The 20,821-nt window shown below is 28.2% G+C and carries 21 protein-coding genes and 1 pseudogene; 6 read left to right on the top strand and 16 right to left on the bottom strand.

Annotated elements, in window-relative coordinates; translation table 11 throughout:
* Positions 1-3 precede the first annotated feature (3 nt).
* From pglJ to ELQ07_RS00845, 6 genes are read right to left on the bottom strand one after another with little or no spacing between them, the layout of a single operon-like run.
* Positions 4-1,101: an N-acetylgalactosamine-N,N'-diacetylbacillosaminyl-diphospho-undecaprenol 4-alpha-N-acetylgalactosaminyltransferase gene (gene pglJ, locus ELQ07_RS00870; protein WP_134224611.1), complete on the bottom strand. Its 1,098-nt coding sequence runs from the start codon at positions 1,099-1,101 to the stop codon at positions 4-6.
* Positions 1,089-2,018, bottom strand: coding sequence for a GalNAc(5)-diNAcBac-PP-undecaprenol beta-1,3-glucosyltransferase (pglI, locus tag ELQ07_RS00865; RefSeq protein ID WP_071609546.1), 930 nt, complete (start codon positions 2,016-2,018; stop codon positions 1,089-1,091). Before pglI ends, pglJ begins: the two co-directional genes overlap by 13 nt.
* Positions 2,011-3,090, bottom strand: coding sequence for a GalNAc-alpha-(1->4)-GalNAc-alpha-(1->3)-diNAcBac-PP-undecaprenol alpha-1,4-N-acetyl-D-galactosaminyltransferase (pglH, locus tag ELQ07_RS00860; RefSeq protein ID WP_075888376.1), 1,080 nt, complete (start codon positions 3,088-3,090; stop codon positions 2,011-2,013). Before pglH ends, pglI begins: the two co-directional genes overlap by 8 nt.
* Entirely contained in the window at positions 3,087-4,781 is a 1,695-nt protein-coding gene (gene pglK / locus ELQ07_RS00855) for an ABC-type lipopolysaccharide transporter PglK (RefSeq protein WP_052785352.1), read from the bottom strand. The genes pglH and pglK overlap by 4 nt, the downstream gene beginning before the upstream one ends.
* Positions 4,775-5,761 (bottom strand): UDP-glucose 4-epimerase GalE, encoded by a 987-nt coding sequence (gene galE, locus ELQ07_RS00850; RefSeq protein ID WP_096702647.1) that lies wholly within the window; start codon positions 5,759-5,761, stop codon positions 4,775-4,777. Before galE ends, pglK begins: the two co-directional genes overlap by 7 nt.
* A 56-nt stretch (positions 5,762-5,817) precedes the next feature.
* Positions 5,818-6,612: a 3'-5' exonuclease gene (locus ELQ07_RS00845; protein WP_052785350.1), complete on the bottom strand. Its 795-nt coding sequence runs from the start codon at positions 6,610-6,612 to the stop codon at positions 5,818-5,820.
* A gap of 65 nt (positions 6,613-6,677) precedes the next feature.
* On the opposite strand from ELQ07_RS00845, the gene waaC reads away from it, so the two are divergent.
* The 4 genes and pseudogenes from waaC (at position 6,678) to ELQ07_RS00825 (ending at position 10,401) form a co-directional block, all read left to right on the top strand.
* A complete protein-coding gene (gene waaC, locus ELQ07_RS00840) occupies positions 6,678-7,706 on the top strand; it encodes a lipopolysaccharide heptosyltransferase I (RefSeq protein WP_052785349.1) in 1,029 nt (342 codons plus the stop codon).
* Positions 7,696-8,583, top strand: coding sequence for a lipid A biosynthesis lauroyl acyltransferase HtrB (gene htrB / locus ELQ07_RS00835; protein ID WP_134224610.1), 888 nt, complete (start codon positions 7,696-7,698; stop codon positions 8,581-8,583). Before waaC ends, htrB begins: the two co-directional genes overlap by 11 nt.
* Positions 8,580-9,347 (top strand): annotated as a pseudogene (locus tag ELQ07_RS00830) (glycosyltransferase family 2 protein); the annotation flags it as partial. The gene htrB and the pseudogene ELQ07_RS00830, both read left to right, overlap by 4 nt.
* A complete protein-coding gene (locus ELQ07_RS00825) occupies positions 9,340-10,401 on the top strand; it encodes a glycosyltransferase family 4 protein (protein ID WP_111947116.1) in 1,062 nt (353 codons plus the stop codon). The pseudogene ELQ07_RS00830 and the gene ELQ07_RS00825, both read left to right, overlap by 8 nt.
* Here ELQ07_RS00825 and ELQ07_RS00820 read toward each other — a convergent pair.
* The 5 genes from ELQ07_RS00820 to ELQ07_RS00800 all read right to left on the bottom strand — a co-directional run bounded on the left by ELQ07_RS00820 (position 10,393) and on the right by ELQ07_RS00800 (position 15,212).
* The gene (locus tag ELQ07_RS00820; RefSeq protein ID WP_134224608.1) at positions 10,393-11,259 is read right to left on the bottom strand and encodes a glycosyltransferase family 2 protein; all 867 of its coding nucleotides are present in this window, start codon (positions 11,257-11,259) and stop codon (positions 10,393-10,395) included. The genes ELQ07_RS00825 and ELQ07_RS00820 overlap by 9 nt on opposite strands.
* Complete coding sequence (locus ELQ07_RS00815; RefSeq protein WP_208359321.1) at positions 11,252-12,466, bottom strand: glycosyltransferase family 2 protein; 1,215 nt, start codon at positions 12,464-12,466, stop codon at positions 11,252-11,254. The genes ELQ07_RS00820 and ELQ07_RS00815 overlap by 8 nt, the downstream gene beginning before the upstream one ends.
* A gap of 487 nt (positions 12,467-12,953) precedes the next feature.
* The gene (locus tag ELQ07_RS00810; protein WP_134224607.1) at positions 12,954-13,475 is read right to left on the bottom strand and encodes a glycosyltransferase family 2 protein; all 522 of its coding nucleotides are present in this window, start codon (positions 13,473-13,475) and stop codon (positions 12,954-12,956) included.
* Complete coding sequence (locus tag ELQ07_RS00805; protein ID WP_134224606.1) at positions 13,468-14,352, bottom strand: glycosyltransferase; 885 nt, start codon at positions 14,350-14,352, stop codon at positions 13,468-13,470. Before ELQ07_RS00805 ends, ELQ07_RS00810 begins: the two co-directional genes overlap by 8 nt.
* A 50-nt stretch (positions 14,353-14,402) precedes the next feature.
* Positions 14,403-15,212: a glycosyltransferase family 2 protein gene (locus ELQ07_RS00800; RefSeq protein WP_134224605.1), complete on the bottom strand. Its 810-nt coding sequence runs from the start codon at positions 15,210-15,212 to the stop codon at positions 14,403-14,405.
* 58 nt (positions 15,213-15,270) lie between these two features.
* Between ELQ07_RS00800 and waaF the strand changes: the two genes are divergently transcribed.
* Complete coding sequence (gene waaF, locus ELQ07_RS00795) at positions 15,271-16,221, top strand: lipopolysaccharide heptosyltransferase II (RefSeq protein ID WP_134224604.1); 951 nt, start codon at positions 15,271-15,273, stop codon at positions 16,219-16,221.
* On the opposite strand, the gene ELQ07_RS00790 is transcribed toward waaF, so the two are convergent.
* From ELQ07_RS00790 to gmhB, 5 genes are read right to left on the bottom strand one after another with little or no spacing between them, the layout of a single operon-like run.
* Positions 16,207-16,971, bottom strand: a complete 765-nt coding sequence (locus ELQ07_RS00790) for a glycosyltransferase family 25 protein (protein ID WP_134224603.1) — start codon at positions 16,969-16,971, stop codon at positions 16,207-16,209. The two genes, waaF and ELQ07_RS00790, sit on opposite strands and share 15 nt — an antisense overlap.
* The gene (gene gmhA / locus ELQ07_RS00785; protein ID WP_072233516.1) at positions 16,971-17,531 is read right to left on the bottom strand and encodes a D-sedoheptulose 7-phosphate isomerase; all 561 of its coding nucleotides are present in this window, start codon (positions 17,529-17,531) and stop codon (positions 16,971-16,973) included. Before gmhA ends, ELQ07_RS00790 begins: the two co-directional genes overlap by 1 nt.
* A complete protein-coding gene (gene rfaE1, locus ELQ07_RS00780) occupies positions 17,528-18,913 on the bottom strand; it encodes a D-glycero-beta-D-manno-heptose-7-phosphate kinase (RefSeq protein WP_002866169.1) in 1,386 nt (461 codons plus the stop codon). Before rfaE1 ends, gmhA begins: the two co-directional genes overlap by 4 nt.
* Positions 18,906-19,859 carry an ADP-glyceromanno-heptose 6-epimerase gene (rfaD, locus tag ELQ07_RS00775; protein ID WP_070317050.1) on the bottom strand — a complete coding sequence of 318 codons (954 nt, stop codon included), beginning with the start codon at positions 19,857-19,859 and terminating at the stop codon, positions 18,906-18,908. The genes rfaE1 and rfaD overlap by 8 nt, the downstream gene beginning before the upstream one ends.
* Positions 19,860-20,420 carry a D-glycero-alpha-D-manno-heptose-1,7-bisphosphate 7-phosphatase gene (gmhB, locus tag ELQ07_RS00770; RefSeq protein WP_134224602.1) on the bottom strand — a complete coding sequence of 187 codons (561 nt, stop codon included), beginning with the start codon at positions 20,418-20,420 and terminating at the stop codon, positions 19,860-19,862. It lies immediately after the preceding gene.
* A gap of 80 nt (positions 20,421-20,500) precedes the next feature.
* Here gmhB and ELQ07_RS00765 point away from each other — a divergent pair, with 80 nt between their 5' ends.
* Positions 20,501-20,803 (top strand): cytochrome c, encoded by a 303-nt coding sequence (locus ELQ07_RS00765; protein WP_070317048.1) that lies wholly within the window; start codon positions 20,501-20,503, stop codon positions 20,801-20,803.
* Positions 20,804-20,821: the final 18 nt, after the last annotated feature.

Raw genomic sequence — 20,821 nt, 5'->3', positions numbered from 1 at the left:
CTTTTATCCTAATAAATATTTCAAAGCATCGCGTGCAATTTTTACTTTATCAAAAGCCTTAGCCCTAGTTTTAGCCTTATTTTTATACGCTTTTCTTAATTTATCGTCTTCAAGCATAGTCTTTAAACCCTGAAACATGGAGTTTTCATTATCTACTTCTACTAAAAGTCCAAATTCATCATCGCCAAAAAGCTCTCTTGCGCCACTTTTATGATCAGTGCAAACCACAGCACAAGAACAAGCTAAGCTTTCAATTAAAACGTTTGAAAAGCCTTCAAATACAGAAGCAAAAGCAAAAAATTCGCATTTAGCCATGTATTTATAAGGATTATTATCAAATCCTAAAAGCAAAACCTTTTCTTCTAAATTTAACTCTTTAATCAAAGCTAAAAGCTCATCTTTAAGCACACCTTCACCTAAAATCACAAGCTTTAAATCTGTTTTCAATCTTGCATAAGCACGAATTAATAAAGCATGATTTTTACCTTTATCAAGCCTGCCTACACTTAAAATAAATTTATCTTTTAAAGCTATATCTTCAAGAGCTTTTTGCTCTATGTTTTCTAAATCGATGGCATTGTATAAAATTTCACATTTTTTTGGATTTATACTAAAATTTTGCACTAAATCTTCTAAATTTCCTTTAGAATTAGGCAGGATTAAATCAGCTCTTGGGTAAAGTAAAGAAATTAAAAATTTATTTGCTAAAGAATTAAAATTATTTTTTGCATACATCACACTTGGCGTAGTGCATTCATTGATCACAAGGCGGGTTTTATTTCCAAACATTCTTGCTATTAAAGCTATATAATTAGGTCGATTTAAAAAAACAAATTCTGTATCAATGCCCAAATTTCTGCAAAGTTTTTTATATTTTAAAGCCAAAAAAGGTAATTTTAAAAATTTCAAAATAGGATTTTCACTAGGTTTTGAACATTCTAAAAAATGAATTTGACACTCTGGAATTTCATAAGAAATTTTATCATTCATCAAAATCAAATGCACTTCAAATTTCAAACTTAAAATAGGCAATAAAGTCGCCACAACTCTTTCAGCACCGCCACTTCCTAAAGAATAAATAAAAATGCCTAATTTTTGCATAAAGCCACCCGAATTTTTGATAATTTTTCAATCATATTATTTGGAATTATACTTAAAATGAGTAATATCAAAGCAGGAGCGTTGATTTTTATACTCAGGCTTTTAAACAAACACTTATAAAGAGCTTTATAATTTTTTGCAAGTTTTGCATAATAAGCTGCCATTTTATAATAACTCGCACAAGTTTTTTTATAATCTTTATCCTTACTCATTCTAAGTTCATTTTCTAAAATTTTAGCAAGCTCTAAATATCCCAAATACACCCTATGAGCATTTTTACTCGCCCCTAAAGTCACGCTATCTTGCCTAAAAATCCTATAAATCCTAAAAGCCTTATGGATATAAAAACTTTTTTCCTTGTATAAATTTACCCAAAGCGTGGCTTCATTGCCGTAAAATTCTTCATTAAAACGCTTGTTTTCAAGTAGAGATTTTTTAAAAACAGAAAAAAACTCTCCGCTAAATTTAGCCATTAAAAAATCTTTTTTAGAAATTTCACTATCTTTTTCCAAGCCCTTGCCGCTAAATTCCTTGCTTAAATTTCCTTCTTTTTCCATCAAACAATTTCCAAAAACATGAGCATAACCCTCACTTGCTTTTTGCATCAAGGTACTTAAAGCCCCAGATAAAAGCTCATCATCATCATCTAAAAAAGTTACAAACTCGCCACTTGCTTGATCTAAGCCATTGTTTTTATTGCCATTTGGGCCTTGTTTGTAATTTTGATTTAAAAAATACTTAATGCGATCATCATCTTTTTGTAAATTTTGCACCACGCTTTTAGTATCATCACTAGAATTATCATCGCTTACAATAATTTCTAAATCTTTAAAATCTTGATTTTGTATGCTTTTAATAGCCTTTTCTAGTAAAACTTGACGATTAAAAGTTGGTACTATAACAGAAAGTTTAGGCATTTTTAACCTCGGCTATAAGCTTAAGCCATTCTTCTTTGATATGAGAAATTTCAAAGTCTTTACACCTTTGTTTGGCACTATTTACAAGTTCTTTTCTAAAATTTTCATCATTTAAAACAAGTTCAAGTTTTTTAGCAAGTGCTATTTCATCATCACAACCTACCAAAAGCCCATCATGATTATCTTTGATTAAATCCTTAGCACCATTATAATAAGAACTTGAAATTCTACAAACCTCAAAATACAAACTTTCAATTAAAACCGTTGGCAAACCCTCTACAAAAGAACAAAGGCAAAGCACTTTTGCTTTTTCATAAAGAGCCTTGACATTTTCAACGCGTCCTAAAAAATCAACTTTTATTCCTAAAGATTTTACCTTGTATTCAAGTTCTTGCCTTAACTGCCCATCTCCTGCTATAACAAATTTATATTTTTCTTGCAAATTTTTATCCAAATGCGCTATAGCTTTTAAAAACATTGCAGGGTTTTTGTTGTAATCTAAACGCCCTATAAAAAGAACCAAATTTTCCTTTTTAAAACTAGAATCAAAAGGAATCTCATCGCTAAAATGACAAGGGTTTAATAAAAGCTTAACCCTTTTTACAAATCTTTCATAATACACCTTATCACTGCTTCCAAGCACACTTAAAGCATCACAAAAAGGATAGCTTACCCTTCTTAAAAAACGCCAAATTTTAGGTTTTAAATACGCCTCATTGCTATGCTCACTTATAATGAGTGGAGTTTTAAGCCCTATTTTCGCAGCAATACAAGCAATATTAGTCGTATCCAAAAAAGAAATAAAAACATCAGCCTTACTTTCTTTTAAAGCCTTTCTTAAAGCAAAAAATTTCTTAAAACGACTTGCGATTTTATGATAAAGCGTGTCAAATCTAAATTGTTCTAAACTTGTAACTTTAACTTCATTTTCAAGCTTATAAAAAGATTTTCCTGCATGAAATTTAATAATACTTACTTCATGCTCTTTACAAAGTGCATTAGCCAAGGTTACTAAAACACGCTCAGCGCCTCCCGAATTTAAAGTTGCGATAATAAAGCTTATTTTCATTATTTCTCCTCCTTAAGCTTGCCGTGTTCTAAACGATAAACCTTATCACATTGCGTTATCGTAGAAAGGCGATGTGCGATAATAATCATGGTTTTATCTTTAGAAATTTTATAAATTTCATCCATGATTTTTGCTTCACTTTGAGTATCAAGTGCAGAAGTTGCTTCATCAAGCACTAAAATTTCAGGCTCTAAATATAAAGCTCTTGCTATGGCTATGCGTTGTTTTTGCCCCCCGCTTAAATTACTCCCCCCATCACCTACTTTTGTCTGAACTCCTTGAGGTAAATTTTTTATAAAATGCTCTAAATTTGCTTGTTTGATAACCTTACTAAGTTTTTCTTCATCAACCGCATCTGTAAAAGTGATATTTTTAACTATGCTGTCATTAAAAAGATAGATATTTTGCGGGATATAGCCTATTTTTTGGCGATAATTTTTTGTATTACTTGCATTTAATTCTTGCTTATCAATTAAAATTTGCCCTTCTTTTGGTTTTAAAAGTCCTATGATAAGATCTACTAAGGTGCTTTTTCCACAACCACTCTCCCCTATAAAAGCGATTTTTTCACCTTTTTTAATATTTAAATTAAGATTTTTAAATAAATGTTTTTTTCCCTCATAACCAAAGCTAAGATTACAAATTTTAAGCTCTTGATTAAAGCTTAATTTTTCCTCACCCAAATTTTCTTCTTCTTGTCTTAAATTTTGATAAATAATATCCAAAGAAGAATGATAATAAAGCAAATCATGATAACTTGTAATAATACGATTTGCGCTTGGCATTAAGCGATAAAGTGCTAAAACAAAAATAGAAATCGTGGATAAAATACCTGAAATATCACTTTCATTTTTCAAAACCAAAAATACCACGATAAAAACAAGTACACAAAAACCTATTCCTTCAAGATAAATTCTAGGCACTGCAGCTACGCTTTCATTGGTAATATTCGCTTTAGAAAAAGCTTCACTTTGTGCTTTAAAAAGACTTAATACTCCATCTTCTTTGGTTTTAAGCTTGATAAATTTGAAATTATTTAAATTTGTATTTAAAATTTCGAAAAAATTTTTCATCGCTTCTTCGCGTCTTACTCCTGCTTTTTTAATGATAGGACTTAAAATTTTCACTAAAATAAAGGCATTTAACACCATAAAAACACTTAAAAATAAAGTGATTTTATAATTAATCAAAAGCATTAAAGCATAAAGCAAAAGCACTACAAAAATTTCACTCATCAAAAGTAAAAATGATGAAATCATAGTGCTTAGATTATAAACTTCTCCTGTAATGGACTTTAAAATTTCAGATTGATTTTTTTGAGTAAATTTTTCATAATTAATATTTAAAAATTTAGAAAAAACCTTATAAGCGATCGCATGATAACGCCCTTTAGAAAATCTTGCCAAAAGATGGAAATAATACGCATTTAACAAAGCTCTAAATACATAAAAAACAATAAGCCCCACTCCAAAATAAACAATGATTTCAAAAACAGGGATATTAAGATATTCTTTTAAGCTGATTAAATATTTATTACGATCAAAATAAGAAAAATCACTAGCCAAAGTGATAAAAGGCATTACCAAAGAAATCGCAAAAGTTTCTATAAAAGAAACAAATACTGAAAAAACAAGTAAGAAAAATAAAAAATTTTTATCTTCCTTACTTAAAATAAAAAAAAGTTTTTTTAGCACTGTTTTTCCCAATCAAAAGCAGATTTACAAATAAGCTCTAAATCATCATATTTAGGCTGCCAAGAAGTAAGATTTCTGATTTTACTTGCATCAGAAATCAATACGCTAGGATCACCCGCACGGCGTGGGGCAAGTTCTACTTTAAAATCCACTCCGCTAACTTTTTTCATCGCTTCAATCACTTCTTTTACACTAAAACCATGTCCATAACCTACATTAAAAACATTGCTTTCATTCTCTTGCAAATAATCCAAAGCTGCTAAATGCGCGCTTGAAATATCATCTACATGGATAAAATCTCTTATGCAAGTACCATCTTTTGTATCATAATCATCGCCAAATATAAAAAGTTTGTCACGTTTTCCTGCGGCACATTCAGCTGCAACTTTTATAAGCAAAGTCGCTTTTGGATAGCGTTGTCCTAAAGTATAATCCATACAAGCACCTGCGACATTAAAATATCTTAAAATACAATGCTTAAATTCAGGATTTGCCATACTTGCATCACGTAAAACCTCTTCACTCATAAGCTTACTACGCCCATAAGGATTAATAGGTGCTAAAGGACTTGTTTCGCTCACAACAGGAGTCTGTGGTTCACCATAAGTGGCTGCCGTTGAAGAAAATATAAATTTATTTACTCCAGTTTGCAAACAAGTTTCGATGAGATTTGTCGTATTAACAGTGTTGTTCATATAATATTTTAAAGGGTTTTGCATACTTTCAAAAACTTCAATGCTTGCTGCAAAATGCACAATAGCGTCAAATTTTTCTCTCTCAAACAATGCTTTTATACCTTGAAAATCACTTAAATCTTGTTCAAAAAATTTAAAAGCTCTTATTTTTTGCAAATCTTCTATTGCGATTTTAGAACCCTTAGAAAGATTATCTAAAACACAAATTTCATGATCTGTTTTTAAAAATTGTCTTAAAGTATGAGAACCTATATAACCTGCACCACCGCTAATAAGAATTTTCATCATCATTCCTTTTTTAAAAATGTCAAAAATAAATTTTAATATATTTTCTTAAATACTTAAGATCGAACTTTTGAAATTTCACTTTCACAAGCTTTTGCAAAAACTTCTGTATAAGAACGATCTGATTTTTTTACACGCAAAAAATCTCTCATATAAGAAAGAAAATCAATGTAATCTTCTTCACTAACATTAGCTTTAATAAATTCATATTTTAAAAAAAGCATATAGGTATTTAAAACATCACTTTCACAATATTCGTGAATTTTTTCAAGTTCATTTTCATAAAAAAGCTTCATTACCTCATCGCCATGCACATCATATTTTCCTGGCAAACCCACCATAGAGCAAAGTGTATCAAGCTTTATTCCACGCCCATTAGATCCTAAGGATTCTAATAAATCACAATGTTTTAATTCTGAAAATCTTGTTTTATAATTATTCCATTTATCGCTTTGAGTATCTAAATAAGTTGCTGCTTTTAAATTGTATTTTAAAGCCCTTAAAACAAGAACGGGCATATCGAAATTTTTACCATTAAAACTGACTAATTTTGGCTCATAATTTTCTATAAAATTGAAAAAATTCTCAATCATTTCTTTTTCATTTTGCCCATCAATTTTATTTACTTTAATAAATTTTCCAAAATTATCACTTAAAACCGCACAAATACTGATGATTTTATGGTAAGGCAAAGGCAAAAATTCACTCCCACTTTGTTCTTTTTGCCACTGAAGTGCTTTTAAGCTTATCTCCAAATCACTTCCTTCAAAACCTAAAGTTTTGCGAATAAGCTCAACATCTGGCACACTCTCACAATCAAAAACACAAATATAACCTTCATTTTTTGCCATTTTTAACCTTTTTTTAAATAATTTCGCTAAAATCATAACAAAAATTTTAAAATATTAGGCTTTTAATGAAAATAGCAATTGTTCGTTTGTCAGCACTTGGTGATATTATCCAAAGTGCCGTGGTTTTGCAATTTATCAAAAATTTTAAAAAAGATATAGAAATTCATTGGTTTGTAGATGAAAAATTTGAAGGCATACTTAAAAACCATCCTTTAATAGATAAACTCTATGCCCTGCCCTTAAAAGACAAAAAAATTCTAAAAAGCCTCAAAATTCTTCTTAATGCAAGAAAAAACAACTATAATGCAGTAATAGATCTACAAGGGCTCATAAAATCTGCTATTATAAGTCGAATTTTAAGTAGAAATAACTTTGGTTTTGATAAAAATAGCCTTAAAGAAAGTTTTGCTCATAATTTCTACAACCAAAAACTTGAGTTAGATTACAATGAAAATGTATTTGTAAGATACTTAAGTCTTACCTCCTTTATGTTAAATACTGATTTTAATGCCAAAAATTTAGCCTTTAAACAAGATATTTTTAGCGTGGATGAAAATTTAAAACAACTCTTAAACAATAAACTCAAGCTTGATAAAAATGAAAAAAACATACTCATACACGTGGGTTCAAGCGTAGAAAATAAAATCTATCCTAAAACCAAACTCGCTATACTTTGCAAACTTTTAATCAATGAATTTCAACAAGCAAAAATTTGGCTCGCTTGGGGAAATGTAAAAGAATACGAATTTGCCAAAGAGATTTTAAATCTTAGTGACATTGATGAAACACATATAGAATTAGCACCAAAATTCAATCTTGAAGAGCTAATGGCCTTTACAAAAATGATGAATTTAATCATAGGAAATGATAGCGGCCCAACACATTTAGCTTTTGCTTTAAATAAAGCATCTATTACGATTTTTGGGGCAACACCAAGCTACCGCAATGCTTTTCAAACTCATATCAATAAAATCATTGATGCGGGTAAAAAAATCCAAAATGCTAAGCATATCGATAAAAGTGATTTTTGTATCACGCGTATAGAAGAAGAGGATATCTTTAAACTTGCCAAAGGCTTACTTAATGAAAAATAGCGATAGAATATATCTTAGTCTTTATTATATTTTGAAATTTTTTGTTACTTTTATGCCTGATTGTATCTTGAATTCTTTAGCTTTGATTGTAGCAAGAATCACTTTTCATCTTAACAAAAAACATCGTAAAATCATCGATATAAATTTGCAAATCTGTTTTCCTCAATACACTCAAAAAGAACGCGATAAACTCTCTTTGAAAATTTATGAAAATTTTGCTCAATTTGGGATTGATTGTTTGCAAAATCAAAACACCACCAAGGAAAAAATTCTCAATAAAGTAAATTTTATCAATGAAAATTTTCTTATAGATGCTCTAGCTTTAAAGCGTCCTATTATCTTCACAACTGCACACTATGGAAACTGGGAAATTTTAAGCCTTGCTTATGCGGCTAAATATGGTGCGATTTCCATAGTAGGAAAAAAGTTAAAAAGTGAAGTTATGTATGAAATTTTAAGCCAAAGTCGCACCCAATTTGACATAGAACTTATCGATAAAAAAGGCGGTATAAAACAAATGCTAAGTGCTCTAAAAAAAGAGCGAACTTTGGGAATTTTAACTGATCAAGACTGTGTAGAAAACGAAAGCGTAAGATTGAAATTTTTTAACAAAGAAGTGAATTATCAAATGGGAGCAAGCCTTATCGCACAAAGAAGCAATGCTTTAATCATCCCTGTTTACGCTTATAAAGAATCTGGTAAATTTTACATAGAGTTTTTTAAAGCAAAAGATTCTCAAAGTGCAAGTTTAGAAGAGCTAACACTTTATCAAGCACAAAGTTGCGAAGAAATGATTAAAAAAAGACCTTGGGAATACTTTTTTTTCCATAGACGCTTTGCAAGCTATAATGAGGAAATTTACAAGGGTGCAAAATGAATCTAAAGCAAATAAGCGTTATTATCATCGTAAAAAATGCTGAGCAAACTTTGCTTGAGTGCTTAAATTCTTTAAAAGATTTTGATGAAATTATTTTTCTTAACAATGAAAGCAGTGATAATACCCTAAATATAGCTAATGAATTTAAAAAAGATTTTGCTAATTTGCACATTTATCACAGTACTTTTATAGGTTTTGGAGCTTTAAAAAATCTTGCTTTAAGTTATGCAAAAAATGATTGGATTTTAAGCATTGATGCTGATGAAGTGCTTGAAAATGAGTGTATTAAAGAGCTTAAAAATTTAGAACTTCAAGAAGATAATATCATCGCACTTAGCCGTAAAAATCTCTATAAAGGCGAATGGATAAAGGCATGTGGTTGGTGGCCTGATTATGTTTTAAGAATTTTTAATAAAAATTTCACTCATTTTAATGATAATTTAGTACATGAAAGTCTTATTTTATCAAACAATGCTAAAAAAATTCATCTTAAAAATGGATTAAGGCATTATGCTTGTAATGGAATAGAAAGTATGATTTACAAAATGAATCTTTACACTAGTTTTTCAGCAAAAGAAAAACTCAAGCAAGGTAAAAAAGCAAGTGTTTTTGGAGCAACTTTACGCTTTTGGCTGACTTTTGTAAAAGATTATTTTTTTCGTGGCGGTATAAAATACGGCTATAAAGGTTTTATCATAGCTCTTTTAAATGCGAATGGGGCTTTTTTTCGTTATATGAAACTTTACGAGTTAAATCATGAAAAAAATTAATATTTTTTTAAAAGATATCACTGAAAGCGGCGGCGGAGAAAGAGTTTGCGTTAATCTTGCTAATGCTTTTTCTAAAAAATATGAAGTTGAAATTTTTAGCTTTTATAAAAGCTTTGAACAACCTGCTTATAAGCTTTGTAAAGATATAAAAATTTCTTATCTTAGTAATCAAAATTTTTATCATGCAAATAAAATTAAAAAAATCTTTTTAAAAACTTTTTATCGTTATTTTTTATCACTTTTAATTATTTTAAAATTTAAAAATGCAAAAAATGAAATTCTTTTAGCTAATGATGGATATTTTTTACCTTTTTTTAAAAATAAAAAACTTAAATATTTTAGAATTTGGCACATCAAAGCTCCAAAAAAGAAAAAAAAGATTTTTGACTATTTTGATACACTCATCATACTTTCAGCCAAAGAACTTGATAAATGGCAAAAGTGGCATAAAAATATACAAGTAATTCCAAATTTTCTCCCTTTCATATCTTTAAAAACTAGTAATTTATCACAAAAAGTTGTACTTAGTGCGGGAAGATTTACTAAAGAAAAGGGTTTTTTAAGACTTATTGATATATGGGAAATAGTAAAAAAAGATGAAAATTTTAAAGAATGGAATCTTCATATCGTAGGAGATGGGCTTTTAAAAGAAAAAATTCTTCATAAAATACAAGCTAAAAAATTAGAACATTCCATTATTTTACTGCCTTTTAATCAAAATATAGAAGAAGAATACTTAAAAGCAAGTATTTATGTAATGGCTAGTCATTTTGAAGGTTTTGGAATGGTTTTAGCTGAAAGTGCAAGCTATACCATTCCAAGCATTGCTTTTGATATCAATAATGGTCCAAGCGATATCATAGATAATAAAAAAAGTGGTTTTTTAATAGAAGATGGAAATTTGCAAGAATTTGCAAATAAGCTTAAGATATTAATGCAAGATGAAAGTTTAAGAGAAAAATTTGGCAAAAACGCCAAAGAAAAAGTACAAAAAGAATTTAGCAAAGAAGTAATTATGAAAAAATGGAATGAAATTGCTTCATTTTAAAAAATGGTAAAAAAATAATTTAACTTTATACATTTTTTTTAAAAATTTATATTTAAAATAATTTATTTCTTTATTATTAAATAAAAATTTTAAAATATCAATTTGTAAATAAATCAAAACATATGACTTTAAATTTTCTTTAAGAATTTTATTTTCTTTTATATATTTTAAAATATAAAAATAATCATCTAAACAATCCTGAATTTTCTCTTTATTTTTTCGTCGCTTAGTAATCGAAAAAGAATTATCTACATAATTATACAAATGCAAATCAACTTGCAAGTATCCATTATCATTTAAATTGTTTATCAAGAAAAAAAACGCAAGCATATCTTCGGCTACTAGGAGTTTTTTATCTATTGCAAAAAGCTCTTTTAATGAATCCAAATAAAAATCCTTTTTTACAAACAGAGTGCAGATATTCCAATAAATTCCTTTAAATTCTTCTAAATTTTTAAGTGTATCCTTAAATGCTGATTTTAATTTAACGCCATTACTAATCTGAGTAAAAGAAAATTGGCATATTTTATAAGTATGTATTAAGAGTATTAATTTTTTGCAAGCATCAAGCTCTAAATAATCATCAGGATCTAAAAACATCAAATACTCACTATTTGAATGTTTAACACCATTATTTCTGGCTGCAAAGGTACCTAGGTTTGTTTTATTGTGGATTATTTTTATTCTTGCATCTTTTTTGGCATATTCTTTAGCTATTTCTATACTTTTGTCATTTCCACAATCATCCACAACGATTATTTCTATATCTTTAAAGGTTTGATTTATGCAACTTTCCAAAGCTCTTGCTATATATTTTTCTACATTATAGGTGGGTATAATTATTGAAATTTTAGGCATTATTTTTCTTAAAAAGTTTTTTAGGATGACGCAAATAAAATCTAAATAGTAACCTAAATCTAAAAAATCTTAAATTGATACCCGCTAAAGCAAATAAATCCTTTATATTGAGATAATTTAAAGGATAGTATCGCTCAATATAATAATGAATATAATGTAAAAATATCTTATTTGCTAATTTTTCATTTAATATCCTACTTTCTTTGCAAAAAAGTAGGATATTGACTCCAATCTTACACATACAATAAGCCTTAAAATAAGCCCTAAGCTTAGAATAATCATCAAAATAATGTCTTAAAGGCTCTAAATAAAAAGGCATATTTTTAGGAATTATTTTTTCTTTTTCACTTTTTATTATAGAATTAGATCGAATTCTATAAATTAACAACTCTTCTTTAATACAAGTTATCTTTTTAGCGCTTAAGAATAATATAGTTCCAAAATCATGATCTTCATGATAAATCCCATAAGTAAAACGAAGCTTATAGGCATTTAATAAACTTGCTCTAAAAGCTCCTTGCCAAGCAAAATAAAACTCACAAATATTATTTTTTTTAAAAAAATCAATCCCACTGATATTTTTAGCGTATTTACAATTTAAATAAATATCACATTCTGCTTTTTGTCTAAATACTTGCTCTTCTTCAAGAAATTCTTTAATATTATGTGTGCAAATATCTATATCATCTTTACTCATCTCATTTACACATTTTTCAATGCAATCAGGATCTAAATAATCATCGGAATCTAAAAAATGAATAATATTATCAGGTAAATCTTGGATGATAAAATCGTTAATATTTTTTAGCTTTGTTTGTATTATATTTTTGCTAAGTTTTGTAAATTTTTTATTTATTTCTTCTTTTGTAAGTTCTTTAGTATTGTTTTTAAAAGTATTTGATTTTTTATAACTAATAATATTTTCTTCATTTTCAAAAAAATCTCTTAATTTTGTACCTTTTATAAATTCTAAACCCGCATTTCTAGCTGAACTTAAACCACCATTTTCTTTTGTAATAAGAAAAATTCTTTCATCTTTTTTGGCATATTCTCTAGCGATATTTAAGCTATTATCAGTGCTTCCATCATCTACTAAGATAATATCTAATTTTTTATAACTTTGATTTATGACGCTTTTTAAACACTCATCTAGGTATTTTTCCACATTATAGATTGGGATTATGACAGAAACAAAAGAAATATTCATATACACCTTCTTTGTTTTTTAAAGATTATATAAAATAGAAAATAAAAAAATAATTATATATTAATAATAATATTAAAAATTTTATAATATAAAATTAACTTTTTTTGAACTTAAAAAACAACAATTCAATTAATCTATAATATTAAACACTAGACAATTATAAATTACCTATAATTTTAACTTTTTTTTCATATAAAATCCAATTTTTATTATCTTATAATAATATTTATTAATAAAATGCAATCTATATTTACAATCTAAAATTAAAATATTTAAAAAATATAAATAATATTTTTTAACATTCAAGTTAATTTTAGAATTTCTTATAAGTTTTAAAATTTTTTCATAATTCGCCAATTTTTCATCCACTTTATCTAAATTTATAGAATTGTCATTAACAATATAATAATAACCAACGTATTCGATTGATTTTATTTTCTCATTAATCAACAAGGCAAAAACAAATAAATCCTCTGCAAAAATTAAATTATAATTTTGAAAAGATAATAATATTTGTTTTAAATAAAAATCTTTTTTTTACAATTAAATTACACAAATTCCAAGGTGTAAATTGCTTTTTTTTGATAATTTTCAAGTATTCTTGCCAATTTTTCCATTTTGCTGAAAAAATTTCATAATTATTTTTATTTATTTTTACATATGAAAAAGATAGCAATACATATTCATTTATATTTTCCATTGCTATTTTACAAATATTAAGCTCTAAATAATCATCAGGATCTAAAAACATCAAATACTCACTATTTGAATGTTTAACACCATTATTTCTGGCTGCAAAGGTACCTAGGTTTGTTTTATTGTGGATTATTTTTATTCTTGCATCTTTTTTGGCATATTCTTTAGCTATTTCTATACTTTTGTCATTTCCACAATCATCCACAACGATTATTTCTATATCTTTAAAGGTTTGATTTATGCAACTTTCCAAAGCTCTTGCTATATATTTTTCTACATTATAGGTGGGTATAATTATTGAAATTTTAGGCATTATTTTTCTTAAAAAGTTTTTTAGGATGACGCAAATAAAATATTACTTTATTTTTTATATTAGCTAAAAGAAGAAATTTATCATGATATTTATCATAAAAATTAAAATTATAATTTAATTTAAGACATAAAGTAAAAATATTGTACTTTTGAAGCAAAAATCCATAAATACCGTGCTGATAAAAATGATTTTTATTTAAATTATATGTTCTCCACATTTCAGAAAATAAGTGTAAACAAGGTCTACCTTCATCAAAAACTTGTCCCTTATCTGTAAAATTTTTAACTTTATACCACGGAATTTGACAAGTTTGTTTATAATCCCATTTATATTTACCTAAATTCCATTTTTCAACCTGTTCTGCTAAAAACCAAGGACCTATTACCCCCCAAGGAATAATTTTTTTATTATCTATAATCTTTTTTGCTTCTTGTATAAGATTTTTCCCAAAATCCGAATTTTTAGGAAATTTCAAAAAAGAATTAGTAATTCGTTCTATTCCATTCTCATCGGTTTCTTGATTAAAAATATACTCTTGACTTAAATCCATATGATTTAAACAAACCATATCAAGATCTACCCATACTCCTCCCCTAAGATAGAGCAAAATATATCTAAAATAATCTGAAAAAGTAGCCACTCCGGCTCCTCTATCATCACTAAAATACTCACTAAAAGGCACAATCTCATTTGCATCTTTAAGTATAAAATTGCTAAATGATTCTTGAAATTTTAAAAAAATTTTATCCTTTAAATCATAAGTATATAAGCAGAATTCATATCCATTATCAAGCCAAGATTTAATAGTAAGAATTTCCATTAGACCTATACCTTTATAACCTTTAGGAGTATACCAAAAACTTGAAATTTCAGTCATTCTTAGCCTTTTATTATTAAAATACAAACCTAATTATATAAAATCTAAACTTAATTTCTATTTTTCAAACTCATTTCCTCTTTCTCTAAAACACTAAATAATTTTTCATGAAAATTATCATTTTTAAAATCCATAGAAAGTCTTCTTATAAGTTCATTACTTTTCTTTTTATCTTTATAGTTTTGATTTAAAATTTCTTTATTTTTGTTTTCATATCTTCCATTTGGATTAAATTCATAATGATAAATGCAAGTTTTAAAAACAGCTATTTTCTCGCAAAACATAAAATAAATATAACAAAAAAGCACATCTTCGCCATAGCTCAAATACTCATCTATTTTAACTTTTTCAAAACTTTTTAAGATGATATCTTTTCTAAAACACTTCGCCCAAACTGACCAGCAAAAATGCCTTTGTTTGCTTAAGAATTCTAAAAATTCCTTTTGATTAAAAACTTCATCTTGTTTAAAACGATAAAATTGTTTGGTTTTTACCCTATGTACAAAGGCATCAAAACAAAGCAAATCAAAACCTTTTTTCATCTCTTTAAACGCTATTTCACAAGCATCAAGTGTCAAAAAATCATCACTATCTAAAAACATTATAAAATCAGAACTAGAATGCAAAACTCCTATATTTCTACTTGCAAAAGTGCCTAAATTTTCTTCATTTTGAAAGATTTTTATCCTTGGATCTTTTTTAGCAAATTCTAAAACCATATTTAAACTATTATCTTTACTTTTATCATCGATAATCAAAATTTCAATATCTTTTAAAGTCTGATTTATACAACTTTGCAAAGCTCTTAAGATAAAATCACAAGAATTAAAAAGCGGAATTATGATCGAAAGTTGTGGCATATTTTTCCTAAATTTTGTTAAAATAATAAAAACAATTCTATCAAAGTTTAGGAAATTTATGAAAATTTTTATACACCTTCCCACTTGGCTAGGCGATGCGGTGATGGCTTCGCCTGCTTTATATGCTATAAAAGAACACTTTAAAGATGCTCAATTTATCCTTTATGGTTCTTTGGTTTCCACAACACTTTTTAAAGAATTTCCTAATTCTAAAATCATCATAGAAAATAAACAATCCCGCTACAAACAAGCCCTATCTTTACGCAAAGAACTTGGCAAAATCAATTTTAGCTTTGCTTTTAGATCTGCGTTTTCTTCTAAGATTATCTTGTATATTCTTAAAACAAAACAAAGATATTTTTTTAACAAAAACAAGTACAAAGAAGAACATCAAGTTTTAAAATACCTTTATTTTATAGAAAACTCGCTTGACATAAAAGCTCATTTTAAAGACTTAAAACTTCCCTTTAAGCTAAAATTTCAAAACCCTCTTGTCTTAAAAAATGGTAAAAAAATTCTAGGACTCAACCCTGGCGCAAGCTTTGGAAGTGCAAAAAGATGGGATGCGAGTTATTTTGCTAAAGTGGCTTTAAATTTCAGCCAAAGTCATGAAATTTTAATCTTTGGTGCAGGAAAAGCCGAACAAGAACTTTGTAATGAAATTTATCAAATTTTAAAAGAACAAAACATAAAAGTAAAAAATCTTTGCAATAAAACCACTATCAAAACCCTTTGTCAAAATATCGCTTTTTGCGATCTTTTTATCACAAATGACAGTGGTCCTATGCACATAAGTGCGGTTTATAAGGTAAAAACCGTGGCTATTTTTGGCCCTACGAAATTTACCCAAACTTCACCTTGGCAAAATCAAAACGCAAAATTAGTGCATTTAGATCTAGCTTGTATGCCTTGTATGCAAAAAACCTGTCCTTTAAAACACCACAAATGCATGAAAGATTTAAAGCCTGAAGTGATTTTAAAAGCAATTCAAAATTTAATTAATATCTAATTTTTTCTTAATGTAAAAAGTATAAGATAGTTTTAAAATATTTCTATAAAGTCTAAAAATTTCTCTAATAATTTTTCTGTAAAATTTAGCCTTCAAAAATAAACGTCCAGCTTGAGAAATTGAACTTTCTATTCTACAATCATGTTTTAATAATAAAGGCTTTTTAACTATATTTAACACATTATGCTTATAAAACATATCCATATAATCATCTACGGCATAGATCCAATTTTTAGCATATTTAAGAAATTTCTTTGCAGCACTTACTTGCAGTACATAACCTTGAGATCCAGCAAGTTTTTCAAAACTTAAATAATATCCATTCTCGTTCAAAAAATACAATCTTTTATCAAATAAATAACAAAGTCTTATATATTCATATTTGCTCTTTAATAGCTCATCTATATATTCTACTCCATTATTTAAAAATTCATCACTAAATTCCACATCATCCTCTAGGATGATTATAGGCTCATCAAGCTTCATGCATTCTTGCCAAAGTTTATAATGACTAGCAAAACAAGCTTTTTCTCCATCAGAAAGCCCTCTACCCAGCACCCAAAAACCCCACCAAGGAAAATGATCTTTAAATTCCAAATGTTCTTTATTTTTAGCATCAATAGCTTTAAAGAAAATAAATTCTAATTTATTTTTTAAAGTAGGATTTATTTCAAAAAGCTTTTGGATTTGTTTTTGCATATGCTCTTTTCTATCTAAAGAACGCTCTAAATTGATGATAAAAACTTTCATTAAAAACTCTCATCTATAATCTGACAAAGCGTATGTATGATTAAAATGTGCATTTCTTGAATTCTAGCTGTATCATCGCTTGGTACAACAAGATTATGATCACAAAGCTTATTCATCATTCCACCACCCTTTCCACTAAGCCCTAAACAAAGCATATTAAGTTCTTTTGCTTTTTTAAAAGCTTCTAAAACATTAGGGCTTTTTCCGCTCGTTGAAATACCGATTAAAACATCATTTTCATTTCCTAAAGCTTCCACTTGTCTTGAAAAAACAAACTCAAAACCATAGTCATTTCCTATAGCACTAAGTGCTGAAGTATCGGTTGTAAGCGCTATACCTGCTAAAGCCTTGCGTTCTTTTTTATAACGCCCACTAAGTTCAGCTGCAAAATGCTGTGCATCAGCTGCACTTCCACCATTTCCGCAAATTAAAATTTTACCACCTTTTTTAAGACACTCACATAAAAGCTCACCTACTTTAGCGATTTGTCCTTTTAAAATTTCACTTTTTTGAGCGATTTTTTGATGTTCTTGCCATTCTTTTTCTACTAAATTTATCATTTTTTATCCTTAATCTTTTCTATGATCTTACTTGTACTAAATCCTTCTTCAAAGTCAATTAATTCAACCTTTGAAACGATATCCGCACCCACAACAAGCTTATCTTTATAATCAGCCCCTTTAACCAAAATATCGGGTTTTAAAAAGCTTATAAGTTCCAAAGGCGTATCTTCATCAAAAATCACTACAAAATCTACAAAATAAAAAGCTGCCAATATGCAAGCTCTTTGAAACTCTGAATTTACAGGACGACTCTCGCCTTTGAGTCTTTTCACACTCGCATCTGAGTTTAAACCTACAATCAAAACATCACCCAATCTTTTAGCTTTTTCAAGGTATTTTATATGTCCAAAATGCACTATATCAAAACAACCATTTGTAAAAACAATCTTTTTATCATTTTGTTTTAAAAGCGTTAAAAGTTCTTCTTTGCTTTTGATTTTTTTCTCAAAATCCACACGATTAAAACTCTTAATCTCATCAAAACTCACACTCACGCTACCTATTTTACTCACTACAACGGCTGCAGCTTCATTGGCAAGTTCGCAAGCTTTAAAAATTTCAATCTCATTTGCCAAACAAAAAGCCAAAACAGCGATCACACTATCGCCCGCCCCTGTTACATCATAAACTTCTAAGGCTTTAGCAGGTGCGATTTTTAAACTCTTATCAAAAAGTGCGATCCCCGCTTCTGAAAGAGTGATGATAGAATAACGCAAAGCAAAATCTTCTTTTAATTTTTTAATCCCTTTTTCTAAATTTTCACCCTCTAAATTTTCAAATTTCAAAGCCTCTAAAGCTTCTTTTTTATTAGGTGTAAGTAAGGTTGCACCACTGTATTTGCTAAAATCACTCCCCTTAGGATCAACCAAAACAGGGATATTTAAAACCTTAGCCTTTTCTATCACAGCCTTACAAACTTTAGGGGTTAAAACACCTTTGGCATAATCGCTTAAAACCACAGCCTTAAAGTCTTTAATCTTTTTATCAAACAAAGCAATAAGCTCATTTTCAAGCAAAATCTCACTTGTATCTTCTTCATCTAGTCTTAAAACCTGCTGATTGTGTGCCATAATACGATTTTTAAAAGGAGTTTTGCGTCCTTTTTGGATCAAAAATTCTCCTTTTAAATTTTCTTGTAAAAATTTCCCACTCTCATCATCGCCCACAACACCGAATGTAAAAACATCAGCTCCCAAGCTTTTTAAATTTGCATAAACATTCGCAGCCCCGCCTAATTTTTTATCTTCTTTAAGAGTTTTAGCTACCAAAACAGGGGCTTCAGGGCTGATACGCGAACAATCACACCAAGTGTAATTATCCACCATAAAATCCCCTATAATCAAAATTTTAGGTTTTTGCTGGCTTAAAAACTCAAGCATTTACTTCCTTTTCAAAAAGTCTTTTTATCTCATCTAAATAATCTTTTATACCCTCTTCAAGGCTAAATTTTGGCTGATAATCCCAAGCTTGTTCTAGTTTTGCTTCAGTATGGAATTGATAAGATTTTACATAAGGATTTGGGATATATTCACAAGGCAAATCAGTCTTTAACTCTTTTTGCAAAATATCAACTATATCTTGAAAAGTCCTTGCTTTACCACTGCCTACATTATAAACTCCACATTTTGAGTCAAGGGCGATTAAATTGGCACTAATAACATCTTTGATATAGGTAAAATCTCTATAAATTTTATCACTTCCTTCAAATAAGCGTGGATTTTTACCCGCTAAAATTTGATGTCCAAATTGCAAAACCATAGAAGCGGTTTTGTTTTTATAAAATTCGCCTTTTCCATAAACATTAAAATATCTAAGTCCTATCAAATGAGCTTTATCGTAGTATTTTTTCGCCAACTTATCCATCATCAATTTTGAAAAAGCATAAGGATTTTTTGGTTCTTCATCTTTACCTACAGTTTGCGGACTTTTTGCATCACCATAAACCGAAGCTGAGCTTGCATAAATAAGCTTTGCATTAAGATCTATGCTAAGTTCTATAAAATCTTTAAAAGTATTTAAATTGGTTTGTAAAACCTTAGTTTGATCAAAAACCGTAGTGTCTGAAATTGCTGCTTGATGAAAAATAATCTCTGGCTTAAAATCTTCAATCTTTTTTAAAACTTTTTCATCATTAATATCACCTACAAAAAGCTCTCCATCAAATTCAAGCAAATTTTTAAAATGCCCAAAACTTTGTAAATTTCCATTTTCAAAAGTCGCACTACTACGCATTTTATCGATGATTAAAATTTCATGTTTTTCTTGCAAATTTAAAGCCAGTTGTGAACCTATAAATCCTGCACCACCTGTGATTGCTATTTTCATTTAAATGTCCTTTTCTTTAAAAAAGCTCAAAATTTCTTTTAAATTTTTGCATTGCTTAAAAAAATCGCCTTCTTTTTTTTCTTCATTTACTAAAATCAAAGTGCCAATATCAGCATTTAATCCTGCTTGCATATCGCTTAGATTATCTCCGATAAAGATAGAATTTTTCATATCCAAATCAAACTCATCTTTTGCTTTTAAAAGCATTCCTGCTTTAGGTTTGCGACACTCACAACCTTCTAAATGCGGACAATGATAAATTTTATCAATTTTTATATCTTGTTTGACAAATTCTTTAAGCATGTAATCACAAAGCTTTAAAAAATCACTTTCCTTGTAATATCCTCTTGCAATGCCTGATTGGTTTGTCGCTATAAAAAGCAAATAATTTTTAGCTAAAAGATATCTACAAAGTTCAAAAATTCCATCACAAAATTCGAAATCTTCTATTTTATAGACATATTTTTTATCTATATTAATCACACCGTCTCTATCTAAAAATAATGCTTTTGTTTTCATAAAAACATTATAATATAGCTTTTTTAAAAAGAAAATAAACATTATCTTTAATTTCTTAAGATTTTTATAAAAATAAAGATATATAATACCTAGCAATCTAATTTTTACTAAGGAGAAAACAAATGAAAAAATTATTAGTAGTTTCTGCTTTGGCATGTATTGGCGTTTCTGCTTTTGCTGCAGATGGTGCTACACTTTTTAAAAAATGTGCAGTATGCCATGGTGCAAATGCTGACAAAGTTTACTTAAACAAAGTTCCAGCCTTAAAAACTCTTTCTTCTGCTGAAAGACTTCAATACATGAAAGAATATTCAGAAGGCAAAAGAAATGCCTATGGTCAAGGCGCGATCATGAAACTTAACCTTAAAGGTTTAACTGAAGAAGATTTTAAAGCTATCGAAGCTCATATTGAAACTTTAAAATAATTTCTTAAAAAGGCTTTC

This window comes from Campylobacter sp. US55, assembly GCF_004378955.1.
Classification (GTDB): Bacteria; Campylobacterota; Campylobacteria; order Campylobacterales; family Campylobacteraceae; genus Campylobacter_D; species Campylobacter_D jejuni.
The sequence above is the reverse complement of the archived record's forward strand: the minus strand, read 5'-3'. Positions and strand labels throughout refer to the sequence as shown.

Bases quoted from the DNA above. Each gene is read 5' to 3' on its own strand.
- pglI (WP_071609546.1), bottom strand. From the start codon at position 2,018: ATGCCTAAACTTTCTGTTATAGTACCAACTTTTAATCGTCAAGTTTTA.
- ELQ07_RS00815 (WP_208359321.1), bottom strand. From the start codon at position 12,466: ATGAATATTTCTTTTGTTTCTGTCATAATCCCAATCTATAATGTGGAA.
- gmhA (WP_072233516.1), bottom strand. From the start codon at position 17,531: ATGATAAATTTAGTAGAAAAAGAATGGCAAGAACATCAAAAAATCGCT.
- htrB (WP_134224610.1), top strand. From the start codon at position 7,696: ATGAAAAATAGCGATAGAATATATCTTAGTCTTTATTATATTTTGAAA.
- galE (WP_096702647.1), bottom strand. From the start codon at position 5,761: ATGAAAATTCTTATTAGCGGTGGTGCAGGTTATATAGGTTCTCATACT.
- ELQ07_RS00800 (WP_134224605.1), bottom strand. From the start codon at position 15,212: ATGCCACAACTTTCGATCATAATTCCGCTTTTTAATTCTTGTGATTTT.
- ELQ07_RS00810 (WP_134224607.1), bottom strand. From the start codon at position 13,475: ATGCCTAAAATTTCAATAATTATACCCACCTATAATGTAGAAAAATAT.
- waaC (WP_052785349.1), top strand. From the start codon at position 6,678: ATGAAAATAGCAATTGTTCGTTTGTCAGCACTTGGTGATATTATCCAA.
- pglJ (WP_134224611.1), bottom strand. From the start codon at position 1,101: ATGCAAAAATTAGGCATTTTTATTTATTCTTTAGGAAGTGGCGGTGCT.
- ELQ07_RS00825 (WP_111947116.1), top strand. From the start codon at position 9,340: ATGAAAAAAATTAATATTTTTTTAAAAGATATCACTGAAAGCGGCGGC.
- ELQ07_RS00820 (WP_134224608.1), bottom strand. From the start codon at position 11,259: ATGCCTAAAATTTCAATAATTATACCCACCTATAATGTAGAAAAATAT.
- waaF (WP_134224604.1), top strand. From the start codon at position 15,271: ATGAAAATTTTTATACACCTTCCCACTTGGCTAGGCGATGCGGTGATG.
- ELQ07_RS00765 (WP_070317048.1), top strand. From the start codon at position 20,501: ATGAAAAAATTATTAGTAGTTTCTGCTTTGGCATGTATTGGCGTTTCT.
- ELQ07_RS00790 (WP_134224603.1), bottom strand. From the start codon at position 16,971: ATGAAAGTTTTTATCATCAATTTAGAGCGTTCTTTAGATAGAAAAGAG.
- gmhB (WP_134224602.1), bottom strand. From the start codon at position 20,420: ATGTTTATTTTCTTTTTAAAAAAGCTATATTATAATGTTTTTATGAAA.
- rfaD (WP_070317050.1), bottom strand. From the start codon at position 19,859: ATGAAAATAGCAATCACAGGTGGTGCAGGATTTATAGGTTCACAACTG.
- rfaE1 (WP_002866169.1), bottom strand. From the start codon at position 18,913: ATGCTTGAGTTTTTAAGCCAGCAAAAACCTAAAATTTTGATTATAGGG.
- ELQ07_RS00845 (WP_052785350.1), bottom strand. From the start codon at position 6,612: ATGGCAAAAAATGAAGGTTATATTTGTGTTTTTGATTGTGAGAGTGTG.
- ELQ07_RS00805 (WP_134224606.1), bottom strand. From the start codon at position 14,352: ATGACTGAAATTTCAAGTTTTTGGTATACTCCTAAAGGTTATAAAGGT.